Annotated in this window: 20 protein-coding genes and 1 pseudogene; 9 read left to right on the forward strand and 12 right to left on the reverse strand. The window is 62.8% G+C overall.

The features are described 5' to 3' along the window. Positions 1–2 precede the first annotated feature (2 nt). From ASG84_RS18280 to ASG84_RS18290, 3 genes are read left to right on the forward strand one after another with little or no spacing between them, the layout of a single operon-like run. Positions 3–1,031 carry an ABC transporter substrate-binding protein gene (locus ASG84_RS18280; protein ID WP_057478413.1) on the forward strand — a complete coding sequence of 343 codons (1,029 nt, stop codon included), beginning with the start codon at positions 3–5 and terminating at the stop codon, positions 1,029–1,031. After that, the gene (locus ASG84_RS18285; protein ID WP_057478414.1) at positions 1,028–2,053 is read left to right on the forward strand and encodes a FecCD family ABC transporter permease; all 1,026 of its coding nucleotides are present in this window, start codon (positions 1,028–1,030) and stop codon (positions 2,051–2,053) included. The genes ASG84_RS18280 and ASG84_RS18285 overlap by 4 nt, the downstream gene beginning before the upstream one ends. Then, the gene (locus ASG84_RS18290; protein WP_057478415.1) at positions 2,050–2,808 is read left to right on the forward strand and encodes an ABC transporter ATP-binding protein; all 759 of its coding nucleotides are present in this window, start codon (positions 2,050–2,052) and stop codon (positions 2,806–2,808) included. Before ASG84_RS18285 ends, ASG84_RS18290 begins: the two co-directional genes overlap by 4 nt. A gap of 119 nt (positions 2,809–2,927) precedes the next feature. Here the strand turns inward: ASG84_RS18290 and ASG84_RS18295 are convergent, their stop codons facing one another. Next, positions 2,928–3,398 carry a nuclear transport factor 2 family protein gene (locus tag ASG84_RS18295; protein ID WP_082521084.1) on the reverse strand — a complete coding sequence of 157 codons (471 nt, stop codon included), beginning with the start codon at positions 3,396–3,398 and terminating at the stop codon, positions 2,928–2,930. Between the two features lie 60 nt (positions 3,399–3,458). Here ASG84_RS18295 and ASG84_RS18300 point away from each other — a divergent pair, with 60 nt between their 5' ends. The 3 genes and pseudogenes from ASG84_RS18300 (at position 3,459) to ASG84_RS28280 (ending at position 4,753) form a co-directional block, all read left to right on the forward strand. Further along, on the forward strand, positions 3,459–3,827 hold the full coding sequence (locus ASG84_RS18300; protein WP_057478417.1) for a glyoxalase: 369 nt from the start codon (positions 3,459–3,461) through the stop codon (positions 3,825–3,827). A 92-nt stretch (positions 3,828–3,919) separates the two neighbouring features. Then, positions 3,920–4,282 (forward strand): annotated as a pseudogene (locus tag ASG84_RS28275) (tetratricopeptide repeat protein); the annotation flags it as partial. 39 nt (positions 4,283–4,321) lie between these two features. Beyond that, positions 4,322–4,753: a PPOX class F420-dependent oxidoreductase gene (locus ASG84_RS28280; protein WP_057478506.1), complete on the forward strand. Its 432-nt coding sequence runs from the start codon at positions 4,322–4,324 to the stop codon at positions 4,751–4,753. Positions 4,754–4,837: 84 nt separating this feature from the next. On the opposite strand, the gene ASG84_RS18310 is transcribed toward ASG84_RS28280, so the two are convergent. Next, the gene (locus ASG84_RS18310; protein ID WP_057478418.1) at positions 4,838–5,293 is read right to left on the reverse strand and encodes a DUF3237 domain-containing protein; all 456 of its coding nucleotides are present in this window, start codon (positions 5,291–5,293) and stop codon (positions 4,838–4,840) included. Between the two features lies 1 nt (position 5,294). After that, entirely contained in the window at positions 5,295–5,822 is a 528-nt protein-coding gene (locus ASG84_RS18315; RefSeq protein ID WP_057478419.1) for a phenolic acid decarboxylase, read from the reverse strand. 59 nt (positions 5,823–5,881) lie between these two features. On the opposite strand from ASG84_RS18315, the gene ASG84_RS18320 reads away from it, so the two are divergent. After that, positions 5,882–6,325, forward strand: a complete 444-nt coding sequence (locus ASG84_RS18320) for a MarR family winged helix-turn-helix transcriptional regulator (protein WP_057478420.1) — start codon at positions 5,882–5,884, stop codon at positions 6,323–6,325. A gap of 103 nt (positions 6,326–6,428) precedes the next feature. Here the strand turns inward: ASG84_RS18320 and ASG84_RS18325 are convergent, their stop codons facing one another. The 3 genes from ASG84_RS18325 to ASG84_RS18335 form a co-directional block, all read right to left on the reverse strand. Further along, a complete protein-coding gene (locus tag ASG84_RS18325) occupies positions 6,429–6,920 on the reverse strand; it encodes a hypothetical protein (RefSeq protein WP_057478421.1) in 492 nt (163 codons plus the stop codon). A gap of 137 nt (positions 6,921–7,057) precedes the next feature. Next, on the reverse strand, positions 7,058–7,927 hold the full coding sequence (locus tag ASG84_RS18330) for an AraC family transcriptional regulator (RefSeq protein ID WP_057478422.1): 870 nt from the start codon (positions 7,925–7,927) through the stop codon (positions 7,058–7,060). 284 nt (positions 7,928–8,211) lie between these two features. Continuing rightward, complete coding sequence (locus ASG84_RS18335; protein ID WP_057478423.1) at positions 8,212–8,676, reverse strand: GNAT family N-acetyltransferase; 465 nt, start codon at positions 8,674–8,676, stop codon at positions 8,212–8,214. A gap of 329 nt (positions 8,677–9,005) precedes the next feature. Here ASG84_RS18335 and ASG84_RS18345 point away from each other — a divergent pair, with 329 nt between their 5' ends. Then, a complete protein-coding gene (locus ASG84_RS18345) occupies positions 9,006–9,731 on the forward strand; it encodes an HAD-IA family hydrolase (protein ID WP_057478507.1) in 726 nt (241 codons plus the stop codon). A gap of 51 nt (positions 9,732–9,782) precedes the next feature. Here the strand turns inward: ASG84_RS18345 and ASG84_RS18350 are convergent, their stop codons facing one another. The 4 genes from ASG84_RS18350 to ASG84_RS18365 all read right to left on the reverse strand — a co-directional run bounded on the left by ASG84_RS18350 (position 9,783) and on the right by ASG84_RS18365 (position 12,539). Continuing rightward, a complete protein-coding gene (locus tag ASG84_RS18350; protein WP_057478425.1) occupies positions 9,783–10,235 on the reverse strand; it encodes a MarR family winged helix-turn-helix transcriptional regulator in 453 nt (150 codons plus the stop codon). A 63-nt stretch (positions 10,236–10,298) separates the two neighbouring features. Next, positions 10,299–10,511: a hypothetical protein gene (locus ASG84_RS18355; protein WP_057478426.1), complete on the reverse strand. Its 213-nt coding sequence runs from the start codon at positions 10,509–10,511 to the stop codon at positions 10,299–10,301. A 17-nt stretch (positions 10,512–10,528) separates the two neighbouring features. Continuing rightward, positions 10,529–11,599 carry a phospho-N-acetylmuramoyl-pentapeptide-transferase gene (mraY, locus tag ASG84_RS18360; RefSeq protein ID WP_057478427.1) on the reverse strand — a complete coding sequence of 357 codons (1,071 nt, stop codon included), beginning with the start codon at positions 11,597–11,599 and terminating at the stop codon, positions 10,529–10,531. Positions 11,600–11,714: 115 nt separating this feature from the next. After that, positions 11,715–12,539, reverse strand: coding sequence for a DUF6597 domain-containing transcriptional factor (locus ASG84_RS18365; RefSeq protein ID WP_235581727.1), 825 nt, complete (start codon positions 12,537–12,539; stop codon positions 11,715–11,717). Between the two features lie 51 nt (positions 12,540–12,590). On the opposite strand from ASG84_RS18365, the gene ASG84_RS18370 reads away from it, so the two are divergent. Next, complete coding sequence (locus ASG84_RS18370; protein ID WP_057478428.1) at positions 12,591–12,968, forward strand: VOC family protein; 378 nt, start codon at positions 12,591–12,593, stop codon at positions 12,966–12,968. A gap of 33 nt (positions 12,969–13,001) precedes the next feature. Here the strand turns inward: ASG84_RS18370 and ASG84_RS18375 are convergent, their stop codons facing one another. Both ASG84_RS18375 and ASG84_RS18380 read right to left on the reverse strand, forming a co-directional pair. After that, positions 13,002–13,394 (reverse strand): VOC family protein, encoded by a 393-nt coding sequence (locus tag ASG84_RS18375; RefSeq protein ID WP_057478429.1) that lies wholly within the window; start codon positions 13,392–13,394, stop codon positions 13,002–13,004. Beyond that, positions 13,391–13,912, reverse strand: coding sequence for a mycothiol transferase (locus ASG84_RS18380; RefSeq protein WP_057478509.1), 522 nt, complete (start codon positions 13,910–13,912; stop codon positions 13,391–13,393). Before ASG84_RS18380 ends, ASG84_RS18375 begins: the two co-directional genes overlap by 4 nt. Between the last annotated feature and the right edge of the window lie 38 nt (positions 13,913–13,950).

The following is a 13,950-nucleotide window of genomic DNA, read 5'->3' on the forward strand; positions in this document are numbered from 1 at the left end:
CGATGCGCACCACTCTCGCCGTACTCGGCGCTGTCTCCATCCTCCTCGTCTCTGCCTGTTCGACGGCACCGACGCCCGATGCGTCCACCGACACAATTGGCAGCTATCCGCTGACCATCGACAATTGCGGTCGCGAGGTCGTCGTCGACGCACCGCCGCAACGCGCGGTGTCACTGAATCAGAGCTCGACGGAAATTCTGCTCTCCCTTGGGTTGGCCGACCGAATGGTGGGCACCGCCACCTGGACCGATCCGGTTCGCTCGAACCTGGAATCCGAGAACGCCACAGTGCCGAGGCTCGCGGACAACAAGCCGTCCCTCGAGGTCGTGCTGGATGCCGAGCCCGATTTCGTGTCGGCCTCGTTCGGTGGCACCCTCGGCCCGGGGGGCGTCGCCGACCGAAGCCAGTTCGATCAACTCGGTGTACCGAACTACCTCTCACCGACCGACTGCAACGGAAAGACCGACGAGAGCGTCAATTCCGACGGTGCCCGCACTCTGCCGCTCGAGATCGAGACGGTGTATCAGGAGATACGTGATCTGGCGGCGATCTTCGACGTGCGTGATCGTGGTGAGCGTTTCGTCAGCGAGCTGCAGGACCGATTCGCGACGGCTTCCGGTGCGGTCGACGCCTCGGGTACGACGTTGGCGTACTGGTTCGCCGACACCGATACTCCCTACATGGCGGGGTGCTGCGGTTCGTCGGGCATCATCACCGATTCCGTGGGTGCCGAGAACATCTATGCCGACACGACCGACGAATGGCCCCAGGTCAATTGGGAGAGTGTTCTGGACCGGAATCCGACGGCGCTCGTCCTCGCGGACCTCAGCCGGCGCAGCATCGCCGGAGATGCCCTCGACAGCAAGATCGAGTTTCTCGAATCGAATGCCGTCACGAGCCGACTGCCGGCCGTCGAGGACAAGCGCTACATCGTCGTCAACGGCGCCGATCTCAACCCGTCGATTCGCACCGTCGACGGAGTCGAGAAAGTGGCTGCTGCGCTGAAGAATTGGGGACTGGCCACCCGATGACCCGAACCGATCGCGGGTTGCTGATCCCGCTTCTGCTCGGTGGCTGTGCGGTGCTGGTGCTGTCGATCGGAGTGGCCGTGACGGTCGGTCCGGCCAGTGTCTCCGTCTCCGATGTGTATCGAGTGATATTGGGGCACATCGGGATCGGGACAGCGGAGGTCAGTCGCATTCAGGACGGCATCGTCTGGGAGCTGCGGCTGCCCCGGACGTTGCTCGCCGCAGTCTGTGGTGCCGGACTGGCGCTCTGTGGCGCAATCATGCAGTCGCTGCTGCGCAATCCCCTGGCCGACCCGTTCGTCCTGGGAATTTCGTCGGGAGCGTCCACCGGTGCCGTGGTCGTCGCAGTGCTCGGAGTCGGCGGCGGTGCACTGTCGCTGTCGACCGGGGCATTCGCGGGTGCGCTGCTGTCGTTCGTGCTGGTGATGCTGCTCGCCGTCGGAGCGGGCGGTGGGAACGACCGCGTCGTATTGGCGGGAGTGGCCGGTACGCAACTGTTCTCGGCCTTGACGTCGTTCATCGTCATCTCCTCAGCCGATGCCGAGCAAACTCGTGGGGTGCTGTTCTGGCTGCTCGGCTCCCTGAGCGGTGCCGACTGGACGGACGTGGCACTGTGCGGTGCGGTCACCCTGCTGGGAATGGCGGTGTGCCTGTTCAACACCTCCGCCCTCGACGCCTTCACATTCGGGCACGACGCGGCCGCATCGCTGGGCGTTCCGGTGAAATGGGTGCGAATCCTGCTGCTGGTCATTACCGCATTGATCACCGCCGCCCTCGTCAGCGCTGCAGGGGCAATCGGGTTCGTGGGTCTCGTCCTCCCGCATGCGGCCCGCTTTCTCGTCGGGGCGCGGCACCGCCGACTGCTGCCGACGACGGTCGTCATCGGTGCCATCTTCATGGTCTGGGTCGACACCATCGCCCGAACGGTGTTCGCACCTCAGGAAATTCCGGTGGGAGTGGTCACTGCACTGATCGGAGTGCCTGCCTTCGCTCTCATTCTGTTCCGGCTCAGGAGATCCCGATGACACTGCACGCCAGAGACATTCGCTGGACGCGCGGCGGCCACCCCATTCTCGACGGAATCAGCTTCGAGCCGGAACCGGGGGAGACCATCGGTCTCATCGGCCCCAACGGATCCGGCAAGTCGTCCCTTCTGCGAATACTTGCGGGCATCGTCGCCCCCGACAGTGGCGACGTACTGCTCGACGGAGACAGCCTCCGCACGTTGCGTCGGCGACGCGTCGCCCGGCGCGTGGCGATGGTCGACCAACACTCCGACACCGACGTCGACATCAGCGTCCGCGATGTCGTGCGCCTCGGGCGAATACCGCACCACGGAATTTTCGGCGGAGACGCGGCCGACGACGACATCGCGATAGCCCGGGCACTGAACGACACCGCCATGGCGTCGAAAGCCACCCGGCGCTGGCACACGCTCTCCGGCGGCGAACGGCAACGTGTCCAGATCGCGCGCGCTCTGGCTCAACAGCCCACCGAACTACTGCTCGACGAGCCGACCAACCACCTCGACATTCAACATCAGCTCGACATCCTCACCCTCGTCGCGGGCCTACCTCTGAGCAGCTACATAGCGCTGCACGACCTCAACCTCGCTGCGATGTTCTGCGACCGCATCGTCGTGCTCAACAACGGAACCATCGTGGCATCGGGAACCCCCGTAGATGTGATCACCGAGGAGCTGGTCCGGACGGTATACAACGTTCACGCCAGCGTCACGAACGCTGACAACTATCCACAGGTCACCTATCGACGTCCCTGATTCCTTTTCGCCACCGGGGCCCGTAAGTCCACTCGATGTGCCATTGACCGTCGAAAGGGCCACCAAATGTCACATCGAGTGCAGGCGGGAGTGGTCCACCTAAGCAATGGCGGGCGATTTCAGAGTTGGCGGAGCTTCTTCTCGAATGCGTCGATTCGTGTGGTGTCCTCGAAGAAGTCTTCCTGCGAGACGATTCTTCCCCAGCTCGTACGGACCAGCAGCACGGTTCGGTTGTTGTAGAGCTCGGTGCCGTCGGCTGCGTGGGCTTGGTCGTCGAAGCGGACGAGGAGGGTCATTCGCCAGGGTGCGCCGCCGCTGTAGATTTCGGTGACCTGACCCTTGATGCCTGCGGCAACGAAGTCCTGGAAGAATTTTTCGATGGCCGGGCGGCCGCGGTGGGTGCCGGACCAGCGGCTGTCACCGTCGGCGAATTTGAGCACGGCATCTCGATGGAAAGATGACAGCAGGGGACGGTAGTCGCCGTTGTTGAGTGCGTCGATGTCTCGCTGCAGCTTGAGTGTCAGCGCTCGCATCACCAGGAGCTTGACTGCAAAGGCCGTCGAGACGCCGGCCAGAAATCTCAGTTGCATGCCCATACGTTTGCCTACCGTTCACCGACGTGTCAATCGAGATGGCGGTACGTTCGTTCGATGATTCACCATGTGCAGGTCGCATGTCCGGCGGGCGGCGAGGACCGCGAGCGTGAGTTCTACGGGGGTGCTCTGGGCTGGCAGGAGATCGCGAAGCCGCCGTTGTTGGCTGTGCGCGGGGGCTGTTGGTTTCGGGTGCCCGGTGTGGGCGGTCCCGATGGTGAGATACACATCGGCATCGAGGACGACTTCCGGCCGGCGCGGAAGGCTCACCCCGCCTTCGTCGTCGATGTCGAGGCTACTGCTGCGGCGTTGGTGTCTGCCGGCTATCAGGTTCATTGGGCCGACTCGGAGGAGATACCGGGTCGACGACGGTTCCATACCAGCGACGGTGTGGGCAATCGAATCGAATTCGTAGCAGCAGAATAGATCACAGGGGAGACGCGGTGGATTCGCTAGCGGAGTTCTGGGACCACGCGGATGACACCGACCCCGTCCGCATGCGAGTCGAGATGGAACACATGCTCGCGGCCGCATCGTATTCCGATGCACGGGCGCTGTTCGAACGGGCATCGCTCGCAGATTTTCTGGGCGACGAAGCTGCTGCGGTCCCGTTGTACGAAGCGTCCTTGTCGGGTGGGCTCGACGACGATCGGGAGAATCAGGCCCGGATCCAATTGGCGAGTTCGCTGCGGAATGTGGGGCGACCACACGATGCACTACGTGTGCTCCGAGATTTCGAGTTCGCAAACCAATACATCCCCGCCCGTGACGCATTCGTTGCGCTAACTCTCTGGGACATCGGGGATGCGGCGCAGGCGCTACGGAGTGCACTTCAGGCTGCGAGCCCTGCGACAGGGAAATATCGTCGAGCAATCGGGGCCTACGCAGCCGAAATTATCCACACGACCCGAGGGAAATCCATGATCGACAATGCATTCGATCCACACGAACTTCTCGAGCAGAGCCGAATCGGCGTGCTGGCCACCATCAAGTCGAGCGGACTTCCGCAGCTGTCGCCGGTGACGCCGTTCTACGATCGCGCCGCCGATACCATCCTTATCTCGGTGACCGAAGGGCGAGCGAAAACGGCCAACTTGCGCCGAGATCCACGTGCCGCTCTCGAAGTGACCAACGCCGACGGCACGGCCTGGGCAACGGCGGAAGGAACCGTCACCCTCACCGGGCCGGGTACGTCACCGAACAGCCCGGAAATCGAGGCTCTGGTGGACTACTACCGCGCCGCGGCCGGTGAGCACCCTGACTGGAACGAATACCGAGCAGTCATGGTCGCCGACCGACGAGTGCTGGTGACGATCGCCGTGACCCACATCTACGGCCAGTCCCTCACCTGACCCGCCCCTTCGAGTCCACTAGATGTGACATCGACCGTCGAAAAGGCCACCGCAGGTGACATCGAGTGCACGTCATCGCACCGGTCAGGTCACCTGATACACGTCCAACTCCACCGAGTTCGGCAATCTCTGGCCCGATCCGAGAAACAGTCGCTCGTTCATCCATGCGAGGCGGTTTGCGGCGGAGGACAGGCGTGGTTGGCTTCGGAAGTAAATGCGATCGGCGGGCACATGTTCGCCACGGACAAGTGCGTCGATGTCCTCTTCGGCGCCACTTCGTATGCCCATGTTGTGTACGGCGATTCGCTCGCCTTCGTCGGTCTCGAGCGCGTATCTGGCGTCCAACTCGGTGAGTGTGGCCGTGCGGAGAATCTGGTGATCGGCCCCGCCGGGCAGGACTCGGCCGCGCAGTAGGGGCCCCTCGACGGTCCCACCGAGTATCGGAACAAGGCGACGATGACCGTCGACCACCTTGCCCATGTCGATCGGTTCGCCCACGGTCACCGACAGATGCGCGACGAAGATCAGCTCGGGGCTCACGTCAGTTGGTTCGATCGGCGAAGCCGTCGGGCAGATCGGTGGGTCCGACAGAGACGATCGTCTCGTCGTCGATGCCGACGTGCTCGAACAGAGTGATTCGGGCGAACTCGGGGACCACGTAAATGGGGTAGGTCGGTCCGGCATCACGGTAGGCACGCATCTCGTCGAGATGATCATTCTGGTACAGAACGGTTTTAGTACCGTCCAGCTCGATCCATTGAGGGAAGAAGATGGTGCCGTGCAGACGTCGCTTACCGGGTATGACGTTGACGACGACGGATGTTCCGGTGGGTTCGTTCCAGGAGATCTTGTAGACATCGTCGTCGAGTTGGACGAGATCGACTTCCTGATTCTTGACCCATCGTCCACCGACCATCCCGGTGTGGATGCGGTAGTCGATGGTGGTCGCGTTCTTGACGTACATCTCGTACTGCCAGCCGTTGGCATAGGTGTAGATGAAACGGTGTCCGACGATGCCGCCGAGGTCTTGAGTCGGTATTGGGTTTTGGACGGTGGTCTCTGCGCTCATGACTCCATTTTGTCACAAAACTATGTTTGCGGCAAAACTAATTGTGAGACCATCGAACTATGCACTCCACCGCCATCGAATTCGGCCGGCAACTGGGACCGCTGCGACGGTCGCTGCTTCGTGCGACGAGAGAAGCCGCGCACTTACCAGACATCCCCGACTCGCACGTCGAGGTCATGAGAGCCCTTGTTGCTGAGCCGAATATGAGCCCGGGGAGCCTCGCCGAACACCTGAACCTGGCACGATCCACCGTGAGCAATCTGATCAAGGCAATGGTCGACGCCGAACTCGTCGAAAGATCGGCTGCCTCGGACGACCTGCGCGGAGCTGCCCTCACAGCATCACCGAAGGCAATTCGCTTATTGGCCGAGTACGACGCGGTGAGCTCTCAGGTGCTCTCCGATGCGCTCGACGAACTGACCCCGGACGGTCGTCGAGCACTGTCTGAGGCCACTCCGGCCCTGGCCGACCTCACGAGGATCCTGGCTCGCCGTGTTTCCTGATTTCGACGGCCGTGAACCTGCAGTCCCCTCGATGTGCCATTGACCCCCGAAAAGGCCACCAGATGTCACATCGAGTGCACGACAAGTCCGTGCTCCGTGTGGGTCATCTGCCGGTGTCCAGATCCCGGACCAAGCGAGGTGTGCGCAACTGGCCGACGGTCGACAGCCAGAGGCGAGGGGGATAGGACAGCCGAACAAGGAAGTAGTTGACGTACTCGATGACCCCGAAGAGCCAGATGGCCAGCACTCCGAGACGGGTACCGAAGTTGTCCGGTAGCCACACCAACACTCCCAGCAAACCGCCGACCAGCAACGCGACGTCTACTTGCCGAAGGGCGCGGTAGAGCCTGCGGAGAAAAGTTGGCATCGGATGACGCTCGACCCAGGAGCGAGCAAACAGCCAATAGATTCCCGCTTGCACCAGCACGGCCAGGAGTGGAACCAACGCGAACCACAATGCCGGACGGCTCCCGTCGTCGAGCCTTGGAACCACCACGGCAAATGCGATCGTCAGGAACACCCCGGCTGCGGCCAACTCGCCCAACCCCAGGGACAAATATCGACGACGCACCAACTGCCGTCGACTCGTACCCATATCGCGAGATTACCGAGCACTCGAGGCCGGACCCCCGCGCGCAGTCCACTGAACGTGACATCGACCGCCGAAAAGGCCACCGAAGGTCACATTGAGTGTCGTGAAGTGGCGGGCGCGAGGAAGAACGGACGCAGCGGCTACAGGCTTCGTCGAATCGGGATCCACAGTTCTCCTGTTCCAGACGACCAGTCGGGGGTGCTTTCGGTGACGGTGAGGATCTCGGGTCCGGGGATTGCTTCGTAGGGGTTGGAGGGGAACCATTCGCCGAAGGCGTCGGCCCAGAGTTGTTGGAGTGCGGGGGCGAGTGCAGTGTCGCTGCGTGCCTCGAATACCGCCCAGGTCGATGCGGGGACGGCGAGGGTGTTCCATTCGGACGGTGCGGGTGATGTGGTGGCGACGGCGAAGTAGTAGTCGAAGAGACTGCCGTCCTCGCGTCGAGGTTCGAAGCCGTCGCTGACGAACAGGATCTCTGGAAGCTCAGGCAGGTCGGCGAGTTCACGCAGTCGGTCACCGGTTCCGGGGGCCAGGCTTCGGTGGAATTCGGTCATTGCGGTGTTCTCGCCGCTGAACCGAAGTGGGATTCGGGTGGCTTTGCCGACGATGTGGAATGGCGGTAGTTCGGTGATGCGGTATCGCATGGTGCTTCGTCCTTCGATAGTCAGGTGAAATGTCACTGCTTGACGGGAACTGAGGATGGTTCCGGGTCGGCGTGCCTGGGACGGTGTGACACCGTGCAGATCTCGAAAGGCTCGCGTGAATGCATCTGCCGAGTAGCGGTATTTCGTTGCAACGTCCAGAACGGCCTGTCCGTCGAGTATCTCCGCTGCTGCCAGGGTCATTCGGCGTTGCCGGATGTACAGCGACAGCGGTATCCCGGCGAGGGCCGAGAACACGCGCCGGAAGTGGTATTCAGATGTCAGCGCGATGCGAGCGAGCTCGGTCGTGTCGATTTCGTGGTCGAGGTTGTCCTCGATGTAGTCGAGTGCTGCGTTCCATCGTTCGAGCATGTGCCGCCAGACCTTCCCTCGTTCTGACAGCAACGATAAGCAGAAACGGCAATGCACACCCGACTTTCTGTGCCCGGCGCAGTCGGATTCAGATCGCACGCAGGTGCCGCTACGGTTGCTGGGCGCGCAGACGCCCGAGTTCGTCCAGCGCAGAACGGAATTGGATTCTCGCCGCACGAGAGACGATGAACCGCTGTCGACGCCGGGTTCCCCACGAGACCCAGGGTGCGTCGTCACGACCGGCCGCACCATTGTTCGTCCCCGGCCGGTCAGGACGTGGTGAGTCAGGGGATCGGACGACGCCGGTAGGTGAGCGGATCGCCGTCGTCGACGAGTGCGAACCCGGCCCGCTCGAGGACCCGACGAGAGGCGGCGTTCGCGCGATAAACCTGCGCTGCCAGTGGCAGGCCGGCCGCGAGTTCTTGGGCGTGGACGAGGAGCTTGCCCGCGTAGCCGAGACCCCAGTGATGCGGATGTACCCAATAACCGACCTCGAGGTGGTCGGATCGACGAGTCATGCTGAGCAACCCGACGCGCAACGACTGCTCGCTGGTGCCGATGAACCATCTCGGCACATCCGGCTCGGGGCTTCCCGTCGCATCGAGTGCCTGGGCGAACCGCCGATCGAAATAGGTTCTGCTCCACACCGTTCCGTCGCCGACCCATCGAACCACCTCGATGTCCGACGCCATCGAGAACAGAAACTCGGCGTCGGACCTGACAGCGGGGCGCAACCGAACTTCCGTCACAACTTCGTGGACCTCCAGGTCTCGTCGACGCCCGCATCCGCGGTGCCCGATCGCGCGAACACAAGTGCCGATGACTTCCTGCCCATGGGATCCGCCCTTCATCGTCGGCCGATCGGCTGCCACGAGAGACTCTACCCAGCGATCAGCTCGGAGTCAGGAACGATGCGAACGCTGCGAGAGAACAATGATCAGTGGGCAATTGGAGACATACCGATTCATTCGTGATCGCCTGTGAAGAGACGGCCAAGACTGTACTTCGCAGTATGATGCTGATGACGGTGTCGGTACGACAGTCGGCCGTCTTCGATTTCGTGAGGAGTGCCCGCCGAATGAATCTCGCCGACTACGACGTCCTGAGCTTCGATTGCTACGGGACATTGATCGACTGGGAGACAGGCATACTGGACGTTCTCGGTCCATGGGCGGAGCAGGTGGGTGCGGGACTGTCCGGGGACGAATTGCTCGCCGCCTATGCCGTCAACGAGGCCAGAGTGCAACAGGATTCACCCACAATGCTGTATCCCGAGATACTCGCCGAAGCGTTCCGACGAACCGGCGACACCCTGAAAGTGACGGTGTCACGGGACTGGGCGAGCAGGCTGGGAGCGTCCGTTCCCGACTGGCCTGCGTTTCCGGATTCCGCCGAGGCACTGGCGAGTCTCGCCGAGAACTACAAGCTCGTCGTCCTGTCCAATGTCCATCGCGATGGTTTCGCGGGCAGCAATCGGCGACTCGGCGTCCAGTTCGACGCCATCGTCACAGCGCAGGATGTGGGCGCATACAAGCCGACGGACAATCACTTCGACGCGCTCGACAGCGTGCTTGCGAAGCTGGGTGTCCCACGATCACGACTGCTCCACGTCGCCCAAAGTCTGTTCCACGACCACGTACCGGCCACGCGTCACGGCATCGCCTCGGCGTGGATCGATCGGCGGCACGACCGACCCGGTTGGGGCGCAACCCCTGAGCCCACGGAGAAGTACAGTGTCGACATGAAATTCCCGAGCATGGCTGCTTTTGCAACGGCTGCCGGCGCGGCGCTGAGCGGTGAGTAAGTTTCTGCCGCCCATCGGTTCTTGCTTTGGCTGAATTCGACGACATGACGCTCACCAATGCCAGGCGTCGCCCCCGACGTTCTGGATTGTTCTCTGCAACACCGCAATTGCGGTGACGAACTCGTCCTCCGTGATTCCTTGCATACGTTCGTCTTGCAACATCTGCTGAACGTCCACTCCTCGTCGGAACAGTTCCTTACCTTCCGGGGTGAACGTCACGCGCGACGTCGATTCGACGATCAAACCTTTGGTACGGGCGGAGTCGATCGCCTCGACGATTGCCTCCGGGGTGTCGTTGTGGCCGATCTTCTCGATCGTCGCTTCGCGGTCGGCCCCTGCGGGGTGCAGCGAGATCTGATGCAGGAGCCACCATTCGGGCTGGGTGAGTCCGATGTCGTGGAGGGCACCGCGGGTGCGTGCTCGGATGGCCTCGCCGGCGCGGGCGGTCCAAAATCCGATCGGCTGTCGCTCGGGTGGTTGCATCGGTCGTGCTTGTCCGTTCATGAAACCGACAGTAGAACCTCAACCAAGCTTCAGGTCAACAGGACAGACGTGGCGTGGACACAACTACTCGTCGGTGCGCAGTTCGTCGACCAACGTGAACAGTCGCTCCAGGTAGTCGCTGTGGAACACCTCGGTCGCGCGGATCTTGGCATCTCCATCGAGGCCGAATTGGAGGTTGACGAGTTCGACCCCGATGGCGACTCGTCGAGCATCCAGTTGTGCGAGTTCGGCGGCAAGAGCGTCGACCTTGGCCACCGGAGACAGTTCGTCGGTCATATCGCCAAGCGTAGAGGTCAGCCGACTGCGGCGAGGAATTCGCTGTAGAACAATCCGAGCCCCAACGCCGACGCGATCGCGGCGAACAGCCAGAACCGGATGATGACCGTCGTCTCCGCCCAGCCGCCCAACTCGAAGTGGTGGTGAATCGGCGCTATTCGGAACGGCCGCTTGCCGGTGCTCTTGAACGAGGCGACCTGAATGACGACCGACGCAGCTTCGGCAACGAAGAGAGCTCCGAAGACGACGGCGATCAACTCGGTCTTGCTCACGATCGACAGACCGGCGAGCAGTCCACCGAGGGCGAGCGAACCGGTGTCGCCCATGAAGATCTTGGCCGGGGCGGCATTCCACCAGAGGAACCCGATGCAGGCACCCGCAGCGGCGGCGCACACGACGGCGAGGTCGAGTGGATCGCGCACCTGGTAGCACCCGGCAACGGGGTTGGTCGCGCACGACTGCCGGTACTGCCAGAACGTCATCACCGTGTACGCGCCGAGGACGAGGGTCATGGACCCTGCCGCCAAACCGTCGAGCCCGTCGGTGAGGTTGACCGCATTGGACCACGCGACGATGAGGAAAACACAGAACAGCACAAAAACGATCGGTGCCATCGTGAAGAACGTCGACTGGCGCACCAGTGAGAGTTCGACGTTGCCCGGCGTCAGCCCGTTCCCATTGCGGAACTGCAGCGCCAAGACCGCGAAGATCACCGCTGCACTGATCTGCCCGACGTACTTGCCGGTTGCTTTGAGGCCGAGGCTTCGTTTCATGCGGACCTTGATGTAGTCGTCGAGAAAACCGACGACGCCGAGAGCAGTCGTGAGACCGAGGATCAACAGGGCAGACGCCGACGGGCCGTCGCCGCCCATCGCCACGAGGTGGGAGCCGAGGTATCCGGCCCACAGACCGACGATGATCGCGACGCCGCCCATCGTCGGCGTCCCTCTTTTGGCTTGATGGCTTGCGGGTCCCTCGACGCGAATCTCCTGGCCGAAGCCCTGCCGGGTGAACAGCGCGATGAGAAACGGCGTCAACAGAATCGAGACCGCCAACGCGATACCACCGGCAACGAGAATGTTGATCATGCGTTGGAGCCCACTCTTCCTCTGTGCTGCTGTTCCCCGCCAGGTGCAACCGAGCACCGCGAGATACTGTGCCAAACGAATCGGCAAAAGTCCCAATGCGTGACGAAGGCGTTACTCACAGTTGATACGAACTCGGTGGCATTCCCACCAGTTCGGTGAACTCGCGCGTGAAGTGCGCCTGGTCGAACCAGCCGTACCTCGCCGCAAGGTCTGCCAGGGGACCGGAGTAGCCGTTGTCGAGCTCACTGAGAGCGTCGTGAATGCGATACCGGCCGAGAACCCACTTGGGCGTCGCTCCGACATAGCGCTCGAACAGCCGCTGCAGCCGCCGGGTCCCGATGCCGCAACGCTCTTCCACCTGGGCGACGCGTATCAGCGTCCGGTCGCCCAGCATGGTCCCGATGATGTCGAGAACGATCTCGTACTCCGGTTCGACCGCCGGCGCGTAGGGCGTGAGAACCGCGTCGAAGACGGTTCGGCAGTGGTCGGCGTCCAGGGGTGGGCCCAGCTCCGCAAGTGCGTCGACGGTATCGGCGCGGAACGAAGTGGGCGGAGCCACCTGGACATCGCGCAGGCCGCGGGCCACAGTTCCTGTGAAGGCCGCGTAGCCGCCCGGCCGGAACTTGACGCCGAAGACCCATCCGGATTCTGCGAGCACGACGTCGAAGCGGCGGGTGAGCACTCCCGTCACCACCACCGGGTCGGCCACGCCTTCTCTGGTCCAGCCGTGTTCGACGCTGAGCGTGCAGGCCGGGTGCGGGAGCGTCGAGCTGCGATAGGAGATGCCGGGCGGCAGATTCCACTGAAGCTGCCAGTAGTTCTCGACCCAGGGTTCCAGCGACGCCGCACATGGCAGCCGAGCCAGATCGACGTGCTGCGCCAGCTGGTCGGGCCGAAGGACGCCGGACTGGGTGGTTGTCGCATTTTTCCTATCCGGCACGGGCGTCAGTGTAGGAGTCTGGTCCGACACCCGAGATGGAGGAGGAACACCATGACCGAGACACCCGTGGCCACGCTGAAGATGGTCACTTTGGACTGCGCCGACCCCCAGGCCAGCGCAATATTCTGGTCGTCGTTGCTCGGCTGGAGCGTCGTACATTCGGAGCAGGAGTACGCGATGCTGCAGGGTCCGAGCAGCGCGCTCGGATTCGGTCGCGTCGACGACTATCAGCCACCGCCGTGGCCCAATACGAACGGCAGCAAGCAGTTTCACTTCGATCTTGCGGTCGAGGATCTCGACGCCGCGGCGGCGGCCGCCGTGAAACTCGGGGCGACCCTGCCCGACGACCAGCCGGGTGAGACCTGGCGCGTGCTGCTGGATCCGGCAGGCCATCCCTTCTGCCTGACACATGCCGCGAACTGGGGCTGACGCGGCTCGACGGTGTACGCGAACGTCCGAGTATCAGGTCGCGGGAGCGATGATCTGAATCAGGTTGCCGCAGGTGTCGTCGAACACCGCAGTGACCACCGGGCCCATCTCGGTGGGCTGCTGGGTGAACCGAACCCCGAGGCCGATGAGCCGATCGTATTCTGCTGCAACACTGTCCACCGCGAACTGCGTGAACGGGATGCCGTCTGCGAAGAGTGCGTCCTTGAACGGCGCGGTTGCGGGATGACCGCTGGGCTCGAGCAGCAATTCGGTGCCGTCCGGGTCCTGCGGTGAGACGACGGTGAGCCAGCGATCGGGGCCGCCCATGGCGACATCGTGCTTGACGACGAAGCCGAGCACCTCGGTGTAGAACGTGAGCGCCTTGTTCTGATCGTCGACGAAGACGCTGGTGATGTTGATTCTCATGCCGGTCCCTCACCTCTCGGCCCGCCGGCCAATTCGACAGCGACGTCGAGATGGCCGAGGTGACGGGCGTATTCCTGGAGTACATGAAAGCAGATCCAGATCAGAGTCGGCCGCTCCTCGGTGAATCGTCCACCGAGAGTTGCCAACTCGTCCATCCGATGCGAGCTCAGTACTTCTTCGGTGAGCCGGGCACCGTCGTCGAGCCTGGCCAGTAGGTGCTCGGCGCCCACATCGGTCGCCACGTGCCAGGAGCCGTCCTTCTCGTCACCGAAGGGCGCATCGACTGCTCGGCCGAGAAATCCCCAGACGAACCAGCGCTGCTCCATGTGCACCAGGTGGGTCAGCATCTGCAGCGGGGTCCACTCCGAGGGAACGGTTGTGGTGATCAGGGATTCCTCGCTCAGCGCAGTGATGCGCCGAACCAGCTCGCCGCGATAGAAGCGTAGGTACTCGCGAAACAGGTCGGCGGGATCGGACAGGGCGGAACTCGGTTCGGGAAACGTCGTCAGCTGTGCCATAGGTCCTTCGTATCGGGTGATGACCCGAGTGTCCATTC

The sequence above is a fragment of the Rhodococcus sp. Leaf278 genome (assembly GCF_001426085.1).
In the GTDB taxonomy this organism is placed as follows: Bacteria; Actinomycetota; Actinomycetes; order Mycobacteriales; family Mycobacteriaceae; genus Rhodococcoides.